The following is a 21,215-nucleotide window of genomic DNA, read 5'->3' on the forward strand; positions in this document are numbered from 1 at the left end:
GGGTCGCCGGACGCTCCTCCCGTCCGGGACGGCACATCCCGACCGGGATCCTCGATCGCGCGGACCGGTCACGGCAGAGAGCAGAGCGTGAACCCGCAGTCCCTCCTGGTGGTGCTCAACATCGTGCTGCTGCTCTTCGCGATCCAGGGCGTGCTCTCGAACCCGCGGCTGTCGAAGGTCGCGAAGGTCGGCTGGGTCGCGTTCATCGTCATCGCGCCGTTCCTCGGCAGCATCGCCTACCTCGTCGTCGGGAGGCGCCGCGGTCGCGGACCCGGCGCCTCCTCCGGAGCCGATCGGCCGAGCGGCTGGTTCTTCGAGCGCTGAGGATCGCGCGCCCGGCCGAGGGCGCGCACCGAGACACCCGCGGGCCCGAGACACCCGTGGGCCCGAGACACCCGTAGGAGACCCGTGCCCCGCACCCCGCGACCGTGGCTGATGCTCGCCCTCGGAGTCGCCGCGCAGGCCGCCACGACCGTCTTCGTGTCGGTCCCCCCGTTCCTCATCCCGCTGCTGCACACCGAGTACGGCTACTCGCTCGCCGAGGCGGGCCTGCTCGCCTCCGCGCCCAACGTCGGACTCGTGCTGACGCTCGTCGCGTGGGGTGCGCTGGCCGACCGCTACGGCGAGCGGATCGTGATCGCGATCGGAGTGGGCGCGACCGCCCTCAGCGCGGTCGCGGCGATGCTGACCGGCGATCTGATCGCGCTCGCCGTCTTCCTCCTCCTCGGCGGGATGGCGTCGGGCAGCGTCAACGCCGCGAGCGGGCGCGTGGTGATCGGCTGGTTCCCGCGCCACCGCCGCGGACTCGCGATGGGCATCCGTCAGATGAGTCAGCCCCTCGGAGTTGCCGCCGCCTCGCTCAGCATCCCGCCGATCGCCGCCGCCGCCGGCATTCCGGCCGCCCTCGCCGTGCCGGCCGTGCTGCTCGGGGTCCTCGCCGTCGCCTGCGGGATCGGGATCGTCGACCCGCCGCGGGCTCCCCGGGGCGCCGCGACCGCGGCCCGCAATCCCTACCGGGGGAGCGGCGCACTCTGGCGCATCCACGCGGTCTCGGCCCTGCTCGTCGTGCCGCAGTTCACCCTCTCGACCTTCGGGCTCGTCTGGCTGATCGTCGATCAGAGCTGGGAGCCGGCCGCCGCCGGCGTGCTCATCGCGGTCGCGCAGTTCGCGGGCGCGTTCGGCCGGATCGGCGTCGGCGTGCTCAGCGACAGGGTCGGCTCGCGCCTCCGGCCGCTGCGCTGGGTCGCGGTCGCGGGCGTCGTCGCCCTGCTGCTCCTCGCCGGCTCGAGCGCGGTGCACGCCGGAGTCGCCGTGGCCGCCGTCCTCTTCGTCGCGGCCACGACGATCTCGGTCGCCGACAACGGGCTCGCCTTCACCTCCGTCGCCGAGATCGCGGGGCCGTCGTGGTCGGGCCGGGCGCTCGGGGCGCAGAACACCGGGCAGTTCGCGACCGCGGCCGTGGCGGCTCCCGCGATCGGCGCCCTGATCGGCCTCGTCGGCTATCCGCTGGCCTTCGCGATCGTCGCCCTCGCGCCGGTGGCGGCCCTCCCGCTCGTGCCCTCGCCCCGCGGCGAGGAGGCGCTGCAGAACGTCGGCTGAGAACGGTCGTCGCGGTGGGTGAGTCGCCTCGGCGGGGGTCGTGCGCGCCCGGCAACCCCCTGGCACCCCCGCGGGCCCGGGATAGCGTGGGGGGATGGCCGAACGACTGCGCTCCAGTGTCAGCCCCTACCTCCGCTCGCACGCGGACAACCCCGTCGACTGGTTCCCCTGGGGCGAGGAGGCGTTCGCCGAGGCGGTCCGCCGCGACGTTCCCGTCCTCGTCTCGATCGGCTACGCGACCTGCCACTGGTGCCACGTGATGGCTCGCGAGTCCTTCTCCGACCCGGTCCTCGCCGCGCGCCTGAACGCGGGCTTCGTCGCCGTGAAGGTCGACCGCGAGGAGCACCCCGACGTCGACACCGCCTACCTCACCGCCGCCAGCGCCTTCACCCGCCACCTCGGCTGGCCGCTGACCGTCTTCACGACTCCCGGGGGCGAGGCCTTCTACGCGGGCACCTACTTCCCGCCCCGCGCGGTCGGCGGCTCGCCCGCCTTCTCGGACGTGCTCGACGCCGTGTCGGAGGCGTGGCGTCTGCGCCGCGACGAGGTGCACGCGACGGCGGGCTCGCTCGCGACCGCGCTGCGCGAGGCCACCGCAGCTCTGCCGCCTGCCGACGGGACTCCGGACGACGCCGAGCTCGACGCGGCGGTAGCCCTGCTGCTCGCGGAGGAGGACCGCGATCACGGCGGCTTCGGCGGCGCCCCGAAGTTCCCCGTCGCACCGGTCCTCGGATTCCTCGCCTCGCGCGAGACGGGGGCGGAGCTCGCCGAGCGCACACTCCTGGCGCTCGCCCGGTCACCCCTGCGCGACCGCGACGGCGGCTTCTTCCGCTACGCGACCCGAGCCGACTGGAGCGATCCCCACTACGAGCGGATGCTCTACGACAACGCTCTGCTCCTGGACGTCGCGGCGGTGCTGCTCGGCCGGGGCGGCACCGATGCGGCCGCGCTGACGGGGGTCGCGGAGGGCATCGCCTCCTTCCTCCTCGACACCCTGCAGCGACCAGGAGGCGGCTTCGCGAGCGCCCAGGACTCGGAGAGCATCGTCGACGGGACGCGCTCCGAGGGCGGTTACTACCTCGCTGAGGACCGGAGCGGTCTCGAACCGCCCGCGCTCGACGAGAAGGTGGTCACCGGCTGGAACGGCCTCGCCGTCCAGGCGCTGGCCCGCGCCGGGCGCGCGCTGGGGCGCGAGGAGTGGATCGACGCCGCTCGCCGGGCGGCCGACTTCCTCCTCGACCGCCACGTCGTCGACGGGACCCTCGCGGTCCGCGCCTCCCTCGGCGACGCGGTCTCTGCGGCCCGCCCCGCGCTGGAAGACCTCGGGATGCTCGCGGGAGGCCTGCTGCGCCTCGCCGTCGCCGAGGGGTCGCCCCGCTACGCGCTCGTCGCGCGGCGCCTGATCGACGGTGCCCTCGACGCCGCGGGTTCGGCGTGGCCGCCGTTCGCGCTCCCGGGCGGAGGCGATCCCGCCCTGACGGCGCGCGGCCTGCTGCTCGCCGCCGACCCCTCGGAGGGTGCCTACCCGTCGGGTCTCTCGGCCGCGGCCGACGCCGCGCACGAGCTCTTCCTGCTCACCGGCGACCGGCGCTACCGTGACGCGGCGGAGGCGGTGGTCGACGGGGTCGCCCCGAGCGCGCTCTCGCAGCCGATGGGGTTCGGTGCGGTGCTGTCCCTGGCCTCGCGGCTCGCGCGGCCGATCACGCAGCTGGTGCTGGTCGCGCCGAGCGGAGCGACCGGCCTGCTCGAGGGCGCTCGCTCCGCCGACCTCGGCGTGCTCGTCGCGGTCTCGGACGCCGGGGCCGTCGAGTGGACGGAGGCGGGGTTCGAGCTGTTCGAGGGGCGCACCTCGCGCGACGGGCTGCCGACCGCCTACGCCTGCGAGGCGTTCGTCTGCGCGCTGCCGACGACGGTCCTGCCCGGCAGCATCCTCATGCGGCCGTGACCACGAGCGGAGCGTCGGGGTCCGCCGCCCATTCGTTGAGCGACCCGTCGTAGATCACGACGTCGTCGTAGCCGAGGAGAGAGAGGGCGAGGGCGTCGGCCGCCGCGGCGATGCCGCCTCCGCAGTAGAGCACGATCCGCTCGGCGCCGAGCACGTCGGCGAAGAGCGCCCGGAGGCGATCGGCCGGCAGCAGCGTGTTCGCCTCCCTGTCGACGAGGCGGGCCGCGGGGACGCTCACTGAACCCGGGAGGTGACCCGGACGCGCGCGTCTGCCCGCCTCACCGGTGAACTCCTTCGGCGGGACAGCGCAGACGAGGGCGCCCGGCTCGTCGCCGGCCACGACGCGCTCGACGCCGGCCTTGTCGATCCACAGCGGGCGCTCCTGCCGCACCGTGATGCCGCGACCGGGAATCGGCGCGACGTGACCGGTCTCGAGCGGGCGCGCCTCCTGCCGCCACGCCGTCAGACCCCCGTCGAGCACGGCGACGGAGTCGTGCCCCGCGGCACGCAGGAGCCACCAGAGCCTCGATGCCCACTGCCCGACGGCGGAGTCGTAGACCACCACGACCGAGTCGTCGTCGATGCCGAGCTCGCCGACCGCGGCGGCGAAGCGCTCGGGGTCGAGGCGGGTGAAGGGGTGAACGGCTCCGGGATCGGAGAGCTGCTCGATCAGGTCGGCGAACACCGCGCCCGGCACGTGGCCGTCGACGAGGTACTGCTCCTCGCCGCTGAGGTAGCCGGGGCGGCCGTCGAAGCCGCTGACGACGAGCACGCTCGCATCGATCACGACCAGCCCGTCGCGGCCGAGCTGGTCGGCGAGCCACTGCGTCGAGACGATCGGCCGGGCGAGGTAGGGGCTGCTCATCCCTCCACGCTAGGCGGCACCTGCGACACCCGCACCCCGTCGCGTCACCCCACGTCACGCACCGCCCGCCCCTCCTCCCTCCTCCCTCGGCGGGGGAGGCGTCAGCACTCGATGACGTTGACGGCCAGGCCGCCCTCGCTCGTCTCCTTGTACTTCGAGGACATGTCGATCCCGGTCTGCCGCATCGTCTCGATGACGGTGTCGAGGGAGACGCGGTGGATGCCGTCCCCGTGCAGCGCCAGCCTCGCCGCACTGACCGCGGTCGATGCGGCGATGGCGTTGCGCTCGATGCAGGGGATCTGCACCAGGCCGCCGACCGGGTCGCAGGTGAGGCCGAGGTGGTGCTCCATCGCGATCTCGGCGGCGTTCTCGACCTGCCGCGGAGTGCCTCCGAGCACCGCGCAGAGCGCACCCGCGGCCATCGCGCAGGCCGAGCCGACCTCGCCCTGGCAGCCCGCCTCGGCTCCCGAGATCGAGGCGTTCGTCTTGCACAGCGAGCCGATCGCGGTCGCCGTCAGGAGGAACCGGCGGATCCCCGCCCGATCCGCACCCGGCACGAAGCGGAGGTAGTAGTGGGCGACAGCGGGGATGATCCCGGCGGCCCCGTTCGTCGGCGCCGTCACGACGCGCCCGCCCGCGGCGTTCTCCTCGTTCACCGCGAGGGCGAAGGCGTGGAGCCACTCGACCGATGTCGCCCGCGCCCGATCGAGCGGATCGACCTCGAACGCCTCGAGCCGCTCGCGCAGCACCGAGGCGCGCCGTCGCACCTCGAGGCCGCCGGGCAGCACTCCGTCGGTCGCCAGTCCACGGTCGACGCACGCGGCCATCGCGTCCCAGATGCCGTCGAGCCGGGCGTCGATGTCCTGGTCCGGATGCAGGGCGCGCTCGTTCGCGGCCGCGATCTCGTCGATGCTCGAGCGGGTCCGATCGCAGACGGAGAGCAGATCGGCGGCCGAGACGAAGGGGTACGGATGCGCCGCGAGCGCCGCGAGCTCGGCCCGCTCCCCGGCGCGACGGATGAAGCCGCCGCCGATCGAGTAGTAGGTCTCCTCCCACTCGGGGAGTGCCTCCTCGCCGAGCCAGACGCTGAAGGTGACCGCGTTGGGGTGCTCGGGGAGTCTCGTCCGCGGCTCGAAGGCGATGTCGTCGCGCGACATCGGGAGGCGCTGCTCGCCGGCGAGCAGGATCTCGCCGATCTCGTCGAGCCGCCGCCAGGCGCCGCGCACCTCGTCGGGGTCGCAGCTCTCGGGAGCGAGTCCGGACAGGCCGGCGACGACCGCGTCGGGCGTGCCGTGACCGATCCCGGTCGCCCCCAGCGACCCGTAGAGGGTGCAGCCCACGCGACTCACGGTGCCGAGAAGGCCGGCCGAGCGGAGGCGCTCCGCCAGTGCCAGCGCAGCCCGCATCGGGCCGACGGTGTGCGAGCTCGACGGACCGATCCCCACGCTGAACAGGTCGAGAACGGAGACGTAGGCGCTCATGTCCCGAGACTACGCCCCGCACGACGCAGGGGGCGGGCGCCCTGGTCAGGCGCCCGCCCCCTCCGGTCGGCGTGGTCAGAACTCGCAGTGCACGTGGTCGGAGTGACCCTCGTCGCCCGGGCCGAGCGTGAGCGTCGCCCCCATCTCGTCGCAGGCGTTCTGCACGGACTGGTGGTCGGCGCCGGCGGCCACGAAGGTGCCGTCGATGATCGGGATGTCGACCGCGTTGCCCGTGTAGTGGCGGGACGCCGACGTGTGGTCTTCGCCGGCGATCGACGACACCGACAGGGTGTGCCCGTACTGCGTGCTGAGCTTCAGCAGCGCGTCGAGCATCGCCGGGTCGAGGGACACCGACGTGACCCCCGCATCGCCGCCGGGGCTCGTCTTCGCGGGCTGGCCGGCGGCCGTGTCACGGATGTTCGCGAGGGCGGTCGATGCCGGGTCGTCGCCGGAGTCGTAGAGCTCGATCCCGGGGTTGTCGAGGATCGCCTGAGCGGTCGCCGCGGCGTCGCCGCTCGGAGGAGGCGTGGTGCCGCCTCCGGTCCCCGCGATGAGAGCCTTCCAGGTCGCCGGCCCGATGATCCCGTCGGCGGTCAGACCCGCCGAGCTCTGGAAGCTCTGCGTCGCAGAGGTCGTCGCGGCGCCGAACGCGCCGTCGACGGCGATCGACGCTCCGTTCGCGTTCAGCTGGGTCTGCGCAGCACTCACCGCATCGCCGGAGGAGCCGCTCTGGACGGTCACGGTCAGCGCGCCCCAGGTCGCCTCGCCGATCACGCCGTCGGCCGCGAGGCCGCTGCCCGACTGGAACGAGGTGACGGCGGCCTGGGTTCCGGGACCGAAGGCCCCGTCGACATCGAGCGACTGACCGGAGGAGCGCAGCAGGTACTGCGCCGTGGTCACGTCCTCCCCGCTCGATCCGGAGGAGAGCACCGGCCAGTCCGCGGCCTGCGCGGAAGTGGCGGTGCCGCCTGCGAAGCCGATCGCGAGGACCAGGGCTGTGAGGACGGCGAGAAGGCGGGCACGGATGCCCCGGCGCTCCGGTGCCTCCGTGATGGTGGTCGTGGTCATGGTCCTCATCCCTCGCTCTCGACTGCCTCGCGCGCCAGCGTCTCCCACTGCGCGTACGCGTCCGGGTAGGCCGATACCTGCACGGCCTGCGCCGCCTCCGTGACCGACATCGACTCCCAGCCCGCGATGTCCGTCAGGCCGGTGTTCGTGGTCGGGCTGTTCGCCGCTCCGTAGAACGCCCTGGAGGCGTAGACGGGATCGACGAGATCGGCCGCAGCACCCCAGCCGGCGGAGGGCCGCTGCTGGAAGAGCCCGACCGAGTCCCGGTCGCCGCCCGACAGGTTGCGGAGGCGCGACTCCTGCATCGCGGTCGCGATCGCCACGACCCAGCCGTACTCGGGCACCCCGGCGGTCTTCCCCTCCGCGATGATCGTCCGGACGTTGGCGAGCTGCTCGTCGCTGAGCGTGGCGAAGGTCTCACCCGGCTGACCGGGATCCGGCGTGGTGCCGGACCCGGAGCCCACGATCGACTGCCAGGTCTGGGGGCCGGCGATGCCGTCGACCGTGAGACCGGCCGACGACTGGAAGCTCTCTACGGCGGACTGCGTCGCCGGCCCGAAGGAGCCGTCGACGCTCAGCCCGGCGCCGGTCTTGTTCAGCTGGACCTGCAGGGCGGTGACCGTCTCGCCGGAGTCGCCCGACGAGACCGTCGTGATCAGGGCCGACCAGGTCTGCTCGCCGACGATCCCGTCGGCCGAGAGCCCGCGATCGGTCTGGAAGGAGGTCACCGCGGATGCGGTGGCCGGTCCGAAGACGCCGTCGGCGTCGACGGTGTAGCCGGCGGCGTTCAGCAGGTGCTGGACGGTGCGGGCGTTCGCGCTGTTCTCGCCCTCGGCGACGACGGGCCAGGCTGCGGCCGACGCCGCGACGGCGCTGACCGGCGCGTCGGCGGCGAGGGCGACGGGCGCCGTGGCGAGCGACCCGAAGGCGAGTGCGCCGCACGCGACTCCTGCGATCAGGAGGCGCCGGGGGCGCTGCGCGGGTGGAGTGGGACGGGGATTTCTCATCGTTTCGTACACCTCTTCGTGGCCGCTGAGCGGCCTGATTCGTTGTGACGATCAGCGGAGTTCGTTTCTCCCTTGCACGTCCTGCCTACTCCTGGGGCCGTGGCCCATCGACGATCCGGAGGTGTCGCCCAGAGACCGTGCACCCGATGCGGAGGGGTCTCCGACTCGCGGGGGACGCGCTCGCCCCGCGGGAGGAGGAGGATCGCCCGACGTCCTCGCTCCTCCGATCTAAGGCTGCCGGTCGCGGGCACCGTCGACTCGGAGAAACACGTTCGGCTCGCGGGAACGCGAGGTTCCTGCGAGCCGAGTGCGGTTCTGCGAGCCGGAGGTCGTCGCTCCGGGCCGCCGCGTCAGCGGATCGTCTTGCGCGAGGTGATCTGGCCGGTGTCGAAGCCGAGGAGGTGCAGTCCGCCGTGGAAGCGGGCGTGCTCGACCTTGATGCAGCGGTCCATCACGACCGTCAGTCCCTTCGACTCGCCGTACTCGGCCGCCTCCTGGTTCCAGATGCCGAGCTGCACCCAGACGGTCGGCGCGCCGATCGCCACGACGTCGTCGATGACCGAGGGGATGTCGCTCGCCTTGCGGAAGACGTCGACGATGTCGGGGACGACCGGCAGGTCTGCGAGGCTCCTGTAGACCGGCTGCCCGAGGATCTCGGTCGCGTTCGGGTTCACGAAGTAGAGCTCGTAGTCGCTCGACTGCTGGAGGTAGGTCGAGACGAAGTACGACGAGCGCGCGGGGTTGGGCGATGCTCCCACGATCGCGACGGTCTTCGCTCGGCGCAGGATGTCGAGCCGCTTCTTGGCGTCGGGACCCACCCAGGTGCGCTGCGACTTCAGCAGCTTCGCGAGAGGCGAGCTCGCGGGGACGGAGCAGCTGAGCCCGTTGGACAGCTGCGCGACGACGGTGGCGTCGGTGCTCATGGTCAGACCTCCACGGTGGGCGAGTCGATGGTCACCGAGACGTCGTCGGGCAGCTCGGTCGGCGCATCCGGAGTGCCGTGCTTCTCGACCGCGTGGGCGAGCGCCTGGTCGAGATCGTAGATGATGTCGTCCGCGTCCTCGATGCCGACCGAGAGGCGGACCAGCCCCGGCAGAACGCCGGCGTGGAGCAGCTGCTGCTCGGTGAGCTGCGCGTGCGTGGTGGAGGCGGGGTGGATCACCAGCGTCTTCGCGTCGCCGATGTTGGCCAGGTGGCTCGCGAGGTCGACCGACTCGATGAAGGTCTGACCGACCGCGCGACCGCCCTTGACGACGAAGCTGAAGACCGATCCCGGACCCTTCGGCAGGTACTTCTGCGCCCGCTCGAAGTGCGGGTGCTCGGGCAGCCCTGCCCAGTAGACCGCCTCGACCCGCGGGTCGGCGTCGAGCCACTCCGCGACGCGGCGGGCGTTGTCGACGTGCGCCTGGATCCGGTAGGGCAGCGTCTCGACGCCCTGCGCGAGCAGGAAGGCCGAGTGCGGAGCGAGGACCGGCCCGATGTCGCGCAGCTGCTCGGCGCGGAGGCGCGTGAGGAAGCCGTACTCGCCGAAGTTGCCGTCCCACGAGAGCCCGCCGTACGAGGCGACGGCGTCGTGCAGCAGCGGGAACTTCTCGTGCGAGTAGTGGAAGCGGCCCGATTCGACGACCACGCCGCCGAGCGTGGTGCCGTGCCCGCCGAGGAACTTGGTGGCCGAGTGGATGACGATGTCGGCGCCCCACTCGATCGGCCGGACGAGGTAGGGCGTCGCGACGGTCGAGTCGATGATGAGCGGGATCCCGGCGGCGTGGGCGACCTCGGCCAGCCCCTCGATGTCGGCGATCTCGCCGGAGGGGTTCGCGATCGTCTCGGCGTAGAGGACCTTGGTCTCGGGCGTGATCGCCGCCGCGTAGTCGGCCGGGTCGCTCGACTGCACGAAGGTGGTCTCGACTCCGAAGCGCCGCAGCGTCACGTCGAGCTGCGTGATCGAGCCGCCGTAGAGGTTGGCCGACGCCACCACGTGATCGCCCGCTCCGACGAGCGCCGCGAAGGTGATGAACTGCGCCGACAGACCGGAGGCGGTCGCCACGGCACCCAGGCCCCCCTCGAGGCTCGCGACCCGCTCCTCAAACGCGGCGACGGTGGGGTTCGACAGGCGGGAGTAGATGTTGCCGTACTTCTGCAGTGCGAAGCGGGCCGCCGCATCGGAGGTGTCGTCGAAGACGAACGCGCTCGTCTGGTAGATCGGCAGCGCTCGCGCGCCCGTCACCGGGTCGGGGATGTTGCCCGCGTGGATCGCACGCGTCTTGAAGCCGTACTCGCGATCTGCCATGCGATCGACGTTAGCCGCCGCCGCCGACATCGCCGGACCTCCCGCGACGCATCCCGTAACACTCACACCGAGGCGTGGACGGCCGCCAGCGCCATCCCCGCGATCGCGGCCCACGAGGCCAGCGCGACGACCAGCGCCCGCCACCCCGTCGTCAGCAGCGACCGCAGCCGCACTGCGCTGCCGAGCGCGAAGAGGGCAGCAGCGAGCAGCCAGGTCTGGGCCGTGTCCGCGGCGACGAGCACGCCCTCCGGCAGCGGGATCAGCGTCCGCACGAGCACCGCGGCGAGGAATCCGACCACGAACAGCGGCACGACGGCCGGCCGCGGTCCGCCCGCCGACCCCGTGCGTCGGGTCACCGCCGCGGCCACCGCCACCATCGGCGCGAGCATCACGACGCGCGTCAGCTTCACGACGACCGCGATCGCGAGCGCCGATGCCCCGGCCACCTGCGCCGTCGCGACGACCTGCCCGACGTCGTGCACCGAGGCACCCACCCAGTGCCCGAAGGACGCGTCCGAGAGGCCGAGCGGATGCTGAAGCGCCGGCAGCACGGCGATCGCGAGGGTCCCGCAGAGGGTCACCAGTGCGACCGGGGTGGCCTGCTCCTCCTCCTTCGCGCGGGTCGCCCCCGCCATCGCCCCGATCGCGGAGGCCCCGCAGATCGAGAACCCGGCGGCCAGCAGCAGCGGCTCCCTCCCCGGCAGGCGCAGCGCCCGCCCGAGCGCGTAGGTCAGTGCGAAGGTCGCCAGCACGATCCCGACGACGACGAGGATCGCGCCCCAGCCGAGCGCGGCGATGTCGATCAGCGAGAGCTTGAGGCCGAGCAGCACGATCCCCGCGCGCATCAGGGTCCGCGACGAGAACTTCAGGCCCGGACCGAGGCGCCCGAGAACCGGGCGCGCCGAGGGGATCTGCGCGACGAGGATCCCGAGCGCCACCGCCGCGGTGAGCATCGGCACGGCCGGGACCACGGCGTGCACACCGGCGGCGACGAGGGCGGCGAGGGCGCAGACGGCGACCCCAGGGCCGACCCGGCGGATCAGCTCCACGACCCGGCCGACCCCATCAGCAGGTCAGACCCACGACGGCAGCCACATGTGCGCCTGCCAGAACGCGAACGACGTCTGCTGCCCGGTCCACAGCGGGTAGAAGTACGCCGTGAGCGCGGCGGCCAGCACGACGAAGACGCCGACGATCAGGATCCCGCGGGTGCGCCTCCCGCGTTCGTCGCCGGGCGAGCCGAGGACGATCCCCGCCGTGAGCGCCAGCGCCAGCATCATGTAGGGCTCGAAGACGACGCAGTAGAACTGGAAGACCGTGCGGTCGAGGTAGAGCATCCACGGCAGGTAGCCCGCGACGATGCCCATCAGCACGAACCCCGCGCGCCACTCGCGGTAGCGGGCGAAGCGGTAGACGAGGTAGGCGAGTGCGAGCACTCCGACGTACCAGATCAGCGGATTCGCGACCGAGGTGATCGCCTCGTCGCAGCGGTCGGCGGTGCATCCGTCGACGCCCTGCGCCTGATCGACGAAGTACATGCTCGTCGGCCGCTGCATCAGGAGCCAGGTCAGCGGACTGGCCTGGTAGGGGTGCGTCGCGCGCAGATTGATCGAGTAGTCGTACATCTGGACGTGGTAGTGCCAGAGGCTCTGCGCCCAGTCGGGCACCCATGCGAGCGCGCCGGTCCAGGCGTTCCCCGGCGCCTCCGTCGCCCACTGCCGCGCCCAGCCGCCGGACGTGCGGAGCCAGCCGAGCCACGTCGAGAGGTAGGCGATCAGCGCGATCGGCACGACCAGGAGGAACGTCACCGGCCCCTGTTTGAGCACCGCGCCGCTCGCCCAGAACGGCACCCCCGCGCGGCGGCGCATCATCGCGTCGACCAGCACCGAGTAGATCCCGTAGGCGGCGAGGAAGTAGATGCCGGTCCACTTGACGCCGGCGGCCAGACCGAAGAAGAGGCCGGCGGTCAGGAGCCACGGACGCCACCAGAGCACGGGCCCCCAGCTCGGCAGCGCCCCGGCCGCGACCTTCTCGGCGAGCCGCTGCTCGGCCCAGCGCCGATCGAGCAGCACGGCCGCGACTCCGCAGAGGGCGACGAGCATGAGGATGCCGTCGAGCAGCGAGACCCGCGACATCACGATCGCGTGGCCGTCGAGGGCGAGGAAGAGGCCGGCGAGGGAGGCGATGAGGGTCGATCGGAAGAGCAGCCTGGCGATGACGATCACCAGGGCGACCGCGAGGATCCCCGCGAGGGCGGTCGAGATCCGCCAGCCGACGCTGTCGTCGGCGCCGAGCGCGCCCATCCCGAGCCCGATGATCCACTTGCCCAGCGGTGGGTGCACCACGAACGCCGGCGCCCCGGTGAAGGTGTCGACGGCTCCGGAGATGAATCCGGGGTCGGAGTCCTCGGGCCAGGCGCCCTCGAAGCCGAGGTTCCAGAGCGTCCAGGCGTCCTTCACATAGAAGGTCTCGTCGAAGACGAGCGAGCGCGGGTGGCCGAGGTTCCAGAGGCGGAGGAAGGCGGCGACCAGCACGACCAGCAGGGGCAGCCCGAGGTCGTACAGCCGACGACGCGCGGGAGTCGAGACGAGGCGCCCGAAGACGTCGTCGAACCAGGATCCCCGCGGCACGTCGGGGACGTCCGGCCGCGCCCGCGGCGCCCGGCCCGCAGCGGTCTCGAGCGGACTCGTCGATCCCGCGGAGTCCAGGAGCAGGTCGTCGAAGTCGCGCTGCGGTCGGTCCGTCACCCGGCCAGACTAACGGGGCGTCACGGAACGACGACGGCCCTACCGCGGATGTCCCCGTCGTGCAGTCGCCGGTACGCCTCCGGCGCGTCCTCGATCGAGAACCGCTCGGTGTGCACGCGCACGAGGCCGGCGCGGGCCAGATCGAGCACCTCCATCAGCTCGGTCCGCGATCCCCAGTAGGGAGCGCGCACAGAGGCTCCGAACGGCGACGAGAAAAATCCCGTCGGCAGGATCCCGCCGCCGATGCCCACGATCTGGATCTGCCCGTCGAGCGCGACCGACTGCCGTGCGATCTCGAGGGTCGGCTCCGCGCCGACGAAGTCGAACACCGCCTCCGCGCCCTCCCCGCCGGTGAGCTCGCGGATCCGGGCGACGACCTCGGCGTCGTCGGAGCGCAGCGTCTCGTCGGCGCCGACCTCGCGCGCCAGGGCGAGCTTCTCGTCCGAGAGGTCGAGCACGACGACCCGGGCGGGTGTGATCGCCTTGAGGATCTGGATGCCGATGTGCCCGAGGCCGCCGCTGCCGATCACGAGGGCGGTCGAGCCGGGCACGAGCACGGCGGCGCTCGAGCGGATCGCGTGGTACGGCGTGAGCCCGGCGTCCGTCAGCGAGACCGACTCGACGGGGTCGAGGTCGCCGAGCGGCACGAGGTGGCGGACGTCGTCGATCAGGACGTACTCGGCCATCGCACCCGGCGCTCCGAGACCCGGAGGGGTGATCCCCAGCTCCGCGGCGTGCGGGCAGTAGTTCTCGCGTCCCGCGGCGCAGGCGCGGCAGACGCCGCAGCCCCAGGGTCCGTAGACGGCGACGGAGTCGCCCACCTCGACGCCGGTCACGCCGTCGCCGAGCTCGGCGACGACTCCCGCGCCCTCGTGCCCGAGGGTGAGGGGCAGGCCGTAGGTGTACTGCTCCTCGGGGAGCCCCATCACGAAGGAGTCGGAGTGGCACAGGCCCGCCGCGGTGACCCGCAGGAGGACCTGACCCGGCCCGGGCGTCGGCTTGTCGACGTCGACGACGACCGGCTCTGCGCCGATCTCGCGGTACTGGACGGCTCTCATGGCACTCCTGCTCTCCCCGGCGGGCGGCGCCGGCGGTCCATCGTGGCTGTCCGACATGTGCCGGCCCCGTGAATCCGGAGACGCCTGCGACGGGCTGGGAGGATGGCCGCATGATCATCCTCGCCGGCACGCCCATCGGAAACCTCGGCGACGCCTCCCGGCGACTCGTGGAGGCGCTCTCGAGCGCGAGGCACATCGCGGCGGAGGACACCCGCGTGACGATCCAGCTCCTCCGGGCTCTGGGCATCGAGAACCGGCCGACGCTCTACGCGCTGCACGACCACAACGAGCGGGAGCGGTCGGCCGAGCTCGTCGAGCTCGCCCGCGAGGAGGATCTCCTGGTGCTGAGCGACGCCGGCATGCCCACGGTCTCCGACCCGGGGTACCACCTGGTCGAGACGGCGGTCGCCGCCGGAGTCGCCGTCACCGCGCTCCCCGGGCCGTCGGCCGTGCTGATGGCGCTCGCCGTGTCCGGTCTGCCGACCGACCGCTTCAGCTTCGAGGGCTTCCTGCCGCGCAAGCACGGCGAGCGCGTGTCGACCTTCCGCTCGCTCGTCGACGAGCGGCGCACCATGGTCTTCTTCGAGTCCCCGCACCGCATCGGCGACGCCCTCGCCGATCTGGTCGAGGTGATGGGGCCCGAGCGCCGCGTCGTCGTCTGCCGCGAGCTGACCAAGATGTTCGAGGAGGTGCGCCGCGGCCCCGCGGCCGAGCTGGCCGAGTGGGCGGCCGGCGGGCTCCGCGGCGAGATCTGCCTCGTCGTCGAGGGCGCGCCGGTCAGGGAGGCGTCGCTCGAGGACGCGCTCCTGGCCGTCCTCGAGCGGGTCGCGGCCGGGTCGCGGCTGAAGGGGGCATCGGCCGAGGTGGCCGAGCACACCGGCCTCTCGCGTCGCGCGCTCTACGAGGCCGCGCTCGCCTCCCGCCGCGCCTGACTCCGGGCGTCGTCACACACGAGGAGGCGCTCCGCGCGAACCATAGGATGGTCGCCATGTCCGACGGCGCCTCCTTCTATCTCACGACCCCGATCTTCTATGTGAACGACGTCCCGCACATCGGGCACGCCTACACCGAGGTCGCCGCCGACGTGCTCACCCGCTGGCACCGCCAGGCGGGCGACGACACCTGGCTGCTGACCGGCACCGACGAGCACGGGCAGAAGATCCTGCGCACCGCCACCGCGAACGGCACGACGCCCAAGGAGTGGGCCGACCGTCTCGTGCGGACGGCGTGGCAGCCGCTGCTCGAGACCATCGACATCGCCAACGACGACTTCATCCGCACGACCGACGAGCGGCACGAGGTCAACGTGCAGAAGTTCCTCCAGAAGCTCTACGACGCGGGCGCGATCTACACCGGCGAGTACGAGGGCTACTACTGCGTCGGCTGCGAGGAGTACAAGCAGCTCTCCGACCTCGAGGAGGGCACCGGCGACTACACCGGGCAGTACGTCTGCAAGATCCACTCGAAGCCGGTCGAGCTGCTGAAGGAGAAGAACTACTTCTTCACGATGAGCGACTACACCGAGCGCCTGCTCGCGCTCTACGAGGAGCGGCCCGACTTCGTGCAGCCCGAGTCGGCGCGCAACGAGGTGGTCAGCTTCGTGCGCCAGGGCCTCGCCGACCTCTCGATCTCGCGCTCCAGCTTCGACTGGGGCGTGAAGGTGCCGTGGGACGACTCGCACGTCGTCTACGTCTGGTTCGACGCGCTCCTGAACTACATCACCGCGGTCGGCTACGGCCAGGACGAGGCCGAGTTCGAGCGCCGCTGGCCGGCGACCCACATCGTCGGCAAGGACATCCTGCGGTTCCACGCGGTGATCTGGCCCGCGATGCTGATGGCCGCGGGGCTCGAGGTGCCCAAGCAGGTCTTCGGCCACGGCTGGCTGCTCGTCGGCGGCGAGAAGATGTCGAAGTCGAAGCTCACCGGCATCGCGCCCGAGCAGATCACCGACACCTTCGGCTCCGATGCGTTCCGCTACTACTTCATGCGCGCGATCACCTTCGGCCAGGACGGCTCGTTCTCGTGGGAGGACCTGTCGGCCCGCTACCAGGCCGAGCTCGCGAACGGCTTCGGCAACCTCGCCTCCCGGGTGATCGCGATGCTGCACCGCTACTACGACGGCGTCGTGCCCGAGGCGGGCGCGCCGACCGAGGCGGAGGAGCGCGTCCAGCGGACCGTCGCGGAGGCGGCCCTCACGGCCGACCGCGCGGTCGACGCCCTCGCGATCCACGACGCCATCACCGCGGTGTGGACCATCGTCGACGAGCTGAACGGCTACATCACCGAGCAGGAGCCGTGGGCCCTCGCGAAGGCGGGCGACCGCGAGCGCCTCGGCACCGTGCTCTACACGGCGTCGGAGGGGCTGCGCGCCCTGGCGGTGCTGCTCTCGCCGGTCGTGCCCCGCGCGACCACCTCGCTCTGGGAGGCGCTCGGCGTGGAGGCGTCGCTCGGGTCGCTCACGGAGCAGCGGATCCGCGAGGCGGGGGAGTGGGGCCGCCTGCCGGTCGGCACGACCGTCGGCACGCTGGCCCCGCTGTTCCCGCGCATCGAGGTGCCGGTCTCCTGATCGGCGCGCCGCGTCCGCAGGGAGGTCGGTCTCGATAGCCCCCGAGGCGTATCGAGACCCCGCCACCGGGCCCCGGGCCCTCCCGCAAGCCCTCCCGGTAGCCTGGAGCGCATGACCGACAGCCAGCACGTCCGCGCCCGCGAGAACACCTCCGGCCGCGACCTGACGTACCCGCCGCTGCCCGAAGCGCTCGTCGTCCCCGTCTACGACAACCACACCCACCTCGAGATCGCCGACGGACTCGAGCCCCTCGACTACCGCGAGCAGCTCGACCGCGCCTCGACCGTGGGCGTCCGCGGCGTCGTCCAGGTCGGCACCGACGTCGAGACGAGCCGCTGGTCGGCCGAGATGGCCGCCTCCGAGCCCCGCATGCTCGCCGCCGTGGCGATCCACCCCAACGAGGCCCCCGAGCTGGAGGCGCGCGGCGAGCTCGACGACGCGCTCGCCGTCATCGCCGAGCTCGCGACCCAGCCCAGGGTCCGCTCCGTCGGCGAGACCGGGCTCGACTTCTTCCGCACCGGCGAGAGCGGGCGCGGCGCGCAGTACCGCTCCTTCGAGGAGCACATCCGCATCGCCAAGGAGGCCGGAGTCGCGCTGCAGATCCACGACCGCGACGCCCACCGCGAGGTCATCGACACCCTGCGCAGGGCGGGCGCCCCCGAGCGCACCGTCTTCCACTGCTTCTCGGGCGACGCCGAGATGGCCCGCATGTGCGCGGACGAGGGCTGGTACCTCTCCTTCGCGGGCAACATCACGTTCAAGAACGCCGACTCGCTCCGTGAGGCGCTCGCCGCCACTCCGCGGCATCTGATCCTCGTCGAGACCGACGCGCCGTTCCTCACCCCGAGCCCGTTCCGCGGCCGGCCGAACGCGCCCTACCTGATCCCCCACACGGTGCGGGCGATGGCCGCGTACCTCGAGACCGACGTGGGGCACCTGGCCGCGACGATCGCCTCCAACACCGAGCAGGTCTACGGCGAGTGGGGCGGCGAGGTCGGCTCCGAGCCGTCGGAGCCGGTCGGACCGCTGGCATGACCGGTCGTCACGCGGCCGAGGCCGACGCGGTGGCGATCCCTCGGCTGCTCGGCCCTGCCGAGATCCGCGACCTCGCGCAGCTCCTCGACGTCACGCCGACCAAGAAGCTCGGTCAGAACTTCGTGCACGATGCCAACACGGTGCGCCGCATCGTCAAGCTCGCCGGGGTGCAGGCGGGCGAGACCGTGGTCGAGATCGGACCGGGGCTCGGCTCTCTCACGCTGGGGCTCCTCGAGGCGGGCGCCGCCGTCGTCGCGGTCGAGATCGACGGCCGCCTCGCCGAGCAGCTGCCCCGGACCGTCGGGCTGATGGCGCCCGGAGCCGACCTCGCGGTCGTGCACGCCGACGCGATGCGCGTCGTGGAGCTGCCGGGGGAGCCCGCGCGCCTCGTGGCGAACCTCCCCTACAACATCTCGGTCCCGGTGCTGCTGCACTTCCTCGAGTACTTCCCGAGCATCGCCTCGGGAGTCGTGATGGTCCAGTCCGAGGTGGGGCACCGGCTCGCCGCCGGCCCCGGCTCGAAGGTCTACGGCGGCCCGAGCGTCAAGGCCGCCTGGTTCGGCTCGTTCACGACGGGCGGCACCGTCTCGCGCCAGATATTCTGGCCCGTGCCCAACGTCGACAGCGTGCTGGTCGCGTTCGAGCGCGGAGAGGAGCCGGGCGACGAGACCCTGCGCCGCGCGGTGTTCGCCGTGGTCGACGCGGCCTTCGCCCAGCGGAGGAAGATGCTCCGCCAGTCGCTGTCGAGCCTGTTCGGCTCCAGCGCCGCGGCGGTCGTCGCACTGGAGGCGGCCGGGGTGCCGCAGACGGCCCGCGGCGAGGAGCTGGGCGTCGACGAGTTCGTCGCTCTGGGCCGCTCGCTCGACCCGGCTCGCGTGCCGGTCAGGGGTGGTCGGGTCCCCGCGGAGGCGCTCGACGAGGACGCCGTGGCGGGCCCCTCCGGCGAGGACGAGGGCCCCTCCGCCACCCTGTAGCTTGGAGGCATGGCCCACCTCGCGATGTCGACCCGGGTCCATGCGCGAGCGCCCGGCAAGATCAACGTCTTCCTCAAGGTGGGCGCGGTCCGCGACGACGGCTACCACGAGCTGGCGACCGCGTTCCAGTCGCTCTCGCTCTACGAGGACGTCTTCGCCTCCGACGCCCCCGACTTCTCGGTCGAGTTCTCGGGGTCGATCGACTCCCGCGGGCTCGCCGTCGACGGCTCGAACCTCGCGATCAAGGCGGCCAGGGCGCTCGCTCGCGCGACCGGCTACCGCGGAGGCGTCCACCTCGAGATCGAGAAGAACGTGCCGATCGCCGGGGGGATGGGAGGCGGCTCCGCCGACGCCGCTGCGACCCTCCTCGCCTGCGACGCGCTCTGGGGCACCGCCTGCACCAGGGAGCAGCTCCTCGGCATCGCGTCGAGCCTCGGCGCCGACGTGCCCTTCTCCTTCACCGGAGGCACCGCGATCGGAGTCGGCCGCGGTGACGAGCTGAGCCCCGCGCTGGCGAAGGGCCGCTTCGAGTGGGTGCTGGTGCTGTCGGAGGAGGGGCTCTCGACCCCCGAGGTCTACCGCGAGCTCGATCGCCACCGCGAGCGGCACCTGCACGACTTCCGCCCGATCGCCGCGACGCCGAGCATCGACCCGAACGTGCTGCAGGCTCTGCGCGCGGGCGACGCGGCGATGCTCGCCGATGCGATGCACAACGACCTCCAGGCGCCGGCGCTGCACCTGCAGCCCGGACTCGCCCGCATCCTCGAGCGAGGCGAGGAGAGCGGCGCGCTCGGCGGCCTGGTCTCGGGCTCCGGGCCGACCGTCGCCTTCCTGGCACCCGACGCCGACGCCGCGAGGGAGCTGCAGCTCGAGCTGAGCGGGGCGCGTCTGCGCGCGGTGAGGGTCACCGGTCCGGTGCACGGGGCGCGCATCCTCTCGAGCTGAGCCGCGCCGCCCGGGCCGCGCCGGAGCGACCCTGCGTGCACCCGCAGTCAAGACCCGACCTCGTGGCCTAGAGTGCCGCTCATGCCCCCCAGACGAGCCGCACTCCTCGCGATCCTCACGGGGATCATCGCCGCCGCCGTCTCCCTCGCAAGCGCCGAGCTCGTCGCGGTGTTCACCGGCGCGGGAGGCAGCCCGATCGTCGCGGTCGGCGGCTTCGTCATCGACATCGTCCCTCCGGGCGTCAAGGACGCCGTCATCGCCCTGTTCGGCACGGGCGACAAGCTCGTGCTCCTGGTCTCGGTCGCGATCGCGGTCGCCGTGCTCTCGGTCGCGGCGGGCCTGCTCGAGTACCGCAAGCCTCCGCTCGGCGTCCTCGTGCTCGCGGTCGTCGCGGGCCTCGGCGCTCTCGCAGCGGTCACGCGCGAGGGGGCGTCGGGGCTCGCAGCGGCTCCGAGCGTCGTCGGCATGATCGTCGGCGCGGCGTTCCTGCGCGGGGCGGCCGCTCGCCTCCGCGGCTGGGAGGAGGAGCCGGCGACCGGCACGACCGACCGGCGCTCCTTCCTCCGCCTCGTCGGCATCGCCGGTGCCGCGGCGGTCGTCGTCGGCGTGGGCGCGCGCATGGTGACCGCCGCCTCCTCCGCCGTCACGGCCGTGCGCGAGGCCGTGAAGCTGCCCGCCCCCGCCTCGACGGCTCCTGCCGTGCCCGCCGGCGCGGTCCTCGACGACATCGAGGGGATCACCCCGTTCCAGACCTCGAACGCCGACTTCTACCGCATCGACACGGCGCTGTCGGTCCCGTCCGTCGACCCGGCCGACTGGTCGCTCCGCATCACCGGCATGGTCGAGGAGGAGGTGACCATCACCTGGGACGAGCTCCTCGCGCTCCCGCTCGAGGAGCACCTCGTCACGCTGTCGTGCGTCTCGAACGAGGTCGGCGGCGACCTGATCGGCACGGCCCTGTGGCTCGGGTACCCGATCCGCGAGCTCCTCGCCCGCGCCCGCCCGACCGCCGGCGCCGACATGGTGCTCTCGCGCAGCGTCGACGGATTCACCGCCTCCAGCCCGCTCGAGGTCCTGCAGGACGAGGGGCGCGCGAGCATCGTCGCCGTCGGGATGAACGGCGAGCCGCTCCCGGTGGAGCACGGCTTCCCTGCGCGGCTGGTCGTCCCCGGTCTCTACGGCTACGTCTCGGCCACCAAGTGGGTGACCGAACTCAAGGTCACGACCTTCGCCGACGATCTCGCCTACTGGTCGACCCGCGGCTGGACCGAGCGCGGGCCGATCAAGATCGAGTCGCGGATCGACGTCCCGCGGCAGGGTCAGGCCGTCGCCGCCGGCACGGTCGCGGTCGCCGGAGTCGCCTGGGCGCCGCACACCGGCATCTCGGCGGTCGAGGTGCAGGTCGACGGAGGCGCGTGGCAGCCCGCGCGCCTCGCCGACGCCGTCACGGCCGACACCTGGATCCAGTGGGTGTACGAGTGGGAGGCGATCGCCGGCGACCACGTCCTCCTCGTACGGGCCACCGACTCCGAGGGCCAGGTGCAGACCTCGGAGGAGGCGCCCCCCGCCCCCGACGGCGCCTCCGGCTGGCACCTCCGCACCGTCACCGTGGCCTGAGCGGGCCGTCCCACCCCT

Annotated in this window: 18 protein-coding genes; 9 read left to right on the forward strand and 9 right to left on the reverse strand. The window is 72.7% G+C overall.

Features of this window, described 5'->3' with window-relative positions; translation table 11 throughout:
• Window positions 1-87: 87 nt before the first annotated feature.
• The 3 genes from B9Y99_RS18850 (at window position 88) to B9Y99_RS13615 (ending at window position 3,544) form a co-directional block, all read left to right on the forward strand.
• Window positions 88-324, forward strand: coding sequence for a PLDc N-terminal domain-containing protein (locus B9Y99_RS18850; RefSeq protein WP_165759627.1), 237 nt, complete (start codon window positions 88-90; stop codon window positions 322-324).
• A gap of 111 nt (window positions 325-435) precedes the next feature.
• Window positions 436-1,599 (forward strand): MFS transporter, encoded by a 1,164-nt coding sequence (locus tag B9Y99_RS13610; protein WP_085477088.1) that lies wholly within the window; start codon window positions 436-438, stop codon window positions 1,597-1,599.
• 94 nt (window positions 1,600-1,693) lie between these two features.
• Window positions 1,694-3,544, forward strand: coding sequence for a thioredoxin domain-containing protein (locus B9Y99_RS13615; RefSeq protein ID WP_085477089.1), 1,851 nt, complete (start codon window positions 1,694-1,696; stop codon window positions 3,542-3,544).
• Here the strand turns inward: B9Y99_RS13615 and B9Y99_RS13620 are convergent.
• The 9 genes from B9Y99_RS13620 to B9Y99_RS13660 all read right to left on the reverse strand — a co-directional run bounded on the left by B9Y99_RS13620 (window position 3,531) and on the right by B9Y99_RS13660 (window position 14,060).
• Complete coding sequence (locus tag B9Y99_RS13620; protein WP_085477090.1) at window positions 3,531-4,409, reverse strand: sulfurtransferase; 879 nt, start codon at window positions 4,407-4,409, stop codon at window positions 3,531-3,533. The two genes, B9Y99_RS13615 and B9Y99_RS13620, sit on opposite strands and share 14 nt — an antisense overlap.
• Before the next feature lie 101 nt (window positions 4,410-4,510).
• Entirely contained in the window at window positions 4,511-5,890 is a 1,380-nt protein-coding gene (locus tag B9Y99_RS13625) for an L-serine ammonia-lyase (protein WP_085477091.1), read from the reverse strand.
• A gap of 75 nt (window positions 5,891-5,965) precedes the next feature.
• Complete coding sequence (locus B9Y99_RS13630; RefSeq protein WP_165759628.1) at window positions 5,966-6,958, reverse strand: peptidoglycan-binding domain-containing protein; 993 nt, start codon at window positions 6,956-6,958, stop codon at window positions 5,966-5,968.
• A 5-nt stretch (window positions 6,959-6,963) separates the two neighbouring features.
• The gene (locus B9Y99_RS13635) at window positions 6,964-7,965 is read right to left on the reverse strand and encodes a peptidoglycan-binding domain-containing protein (RefSeq protein WP_085477093.1); all 1,002 of its coding nucleotides are present in this window, start codon (window positions 7,963-7,965) and stop codon (window positions 6,964-6,966) included.
• A 350-nt stretch (window positions 7,966-8,315) separates the two neighbouring features.
• Window positions 8,316-8,888 (reverse strand): CoA-binding protein, encoded by a 573-nt coding sequence (locus tag B9Y99_RS13640; protein WP_085477094.1) that lies wholly within the window; start codon window positions 8,886-8,888, stop codon window positions 8,316-8,318.
• Window positions 8,889-8,890: 2 nt separating this feature from the next.
• A complete protein-coding gene (locus B9Y99_RS13645; protein ID WP_085477095.1) occupies window positions 8,891-10,255 on the reverse strand; it encodes an O-acetylhomoserine aminocarboxypropyltransferase/cysteine synthase family protein in 1,365 nt (454 codons plus the stop codon).
• A 62-nt stretch (window positions 10,256-10,317) separates the two neighbouring features.
• Window positions 10,318-11,304, reverse strand: a complete 987-nt coding sequence (locus B9Y99_RS13650) for a YeiH family protein (protein ID WP_085477096.1) — start codon at window positions 11,302-11,304, stop codon at window positions 10,318-10,320.
• A 24-nt stretch (window positions 11,305-11,328) separates the two neighbouring features.
• Window positions 11,329-13,002, reverse strand: a complete 1,674-nt coding sequence (locus B9Y99_RS13655) for a dolichyl-phosphate-mannose--protein mannosyltransferase (RefSeq protein ID WP_244274913.1) — start codon at window positions 13,000-13,002, stop codon at window positions 11,329-11,331.
• 20 nt (window positions 13,003-13,022) lie between these two features.
• On the reverse strand, window positions 13,023-14,060 hold the full coding sequence (locus B9Y99_RS13660; protein WP_085477097.1) for an NAD(P)-dependent alcohol dehydrogenase: 1,038 nt from the start codon (window positions 14,058-14,060) through the stop codon (window positions 13,023-13,025).
• A 110-nt stretch (window positions 14,061-14,170) separates the two neighbouring features.
• Here B9Y99_RS13660 and rsmI point away from each other — a divergent pair, with 110 nt between their 5' ends.
• The 6 genes from rsmI to B9Y99_RS13690 all read left to right on the forward strand — a co-directional run bounded on the left by rsmI (window position 14,171) and on the right by B9Y99_RS13690 (window position 21,197).
• Window positions 14,171-14,992 carry a 16S rRNA (cytidine(1402)-2'-O)-methyltransferase gene (gene rsmI, locus B9Y99_RS13665; protein WP_085477098.1) on the forward strand — a complete coding sequence of 274 codons (822 nt, stop codon included), beginning with the start codon at window positions 14,171-14,173 and terminating at the stop codon, window positions 14,990-14,992.
• A 56-nt stretch (window positions 14,993-15,048) separates the two neighbouring features.
• Complete coding sequence (gene metG, locus B9Y99_RS13670; RefSeq protein ID WP_085477099.1) at window positions 15,049-16,626, forward strand: methionine--tRNA ligase; 1,578 nt, start codon at window positions 15,049-15,051, stop codon at window positions 16,624-16,626.
• A 111-nt stretch (window positions 16,627-16,737) separates the two neighbouring features.
• Window positions 16,738-17,661: a TatD family hydrolase gene (locus tag B9Y99_RS13675; protein WP_085477100.1), complete on the forward strand. Its 924-nt coding sequence runs from the start codon at window positions 16,738-16,740 to the stop codon at window positions 17,659-17,661.
• A complete protein-coding gene (gene rsmA / locus B9Y99_RS13680) occupies window positions 17,658-18,635 on the forward strand; it encodes a 16S rRNA (adenine(1518)-N(6)/adenine(1519)-N(6))-dimethyltransferase RsmA (RefSeq protein WP_085477101.1) in 978 nt (325 codons plus the stop codon). The genes B9Y99_RS13675 and rsmA overlap by 4 nt, the downstream gene beginning before the upstream one ends.
• Window positions 18,636-18,644: 9 nt before the next feature.
• Complete coding sequence (locus B9Y99_RS13685; RefSeq protein ID WP_085477102.1) at window positions 18,645-19,580, forward strand: 4-(cytidine 5'-diphospho)-2-C-methyl-D-erythritol kinase; 936 nt, start codon at window positions 18,645-18,647, stop codon at window positions 19,578-19,580.
• 81 nt (window positions 19,581-19,661) lie between these two features.
• Window positions 19,662-21,197 (forward strand): molybdopterin-dependent oxidoreductase, encoded by a 1,536-nt coding sequence (locus B9Y99_RS13690; protein WP_085477103.1) that lies wholly within the window; start codon window positions 19,662-19,664, stop codon window positions 21,195-21,197.
• Window positions 21,198-21,215: the final 18 nt, after the last annotated feature.

The sequence above is a fragment of the Rathayibacter oskolensis genome (genome assembly GCF_900177245.1).
Classification (GTDB): domain Bacteria; phylum Actinomycetota; class Actinomycetes; order Actinomycetales; family Microbacteriaceae; genus Rathayibacter; species Rathayibacter oskolensis.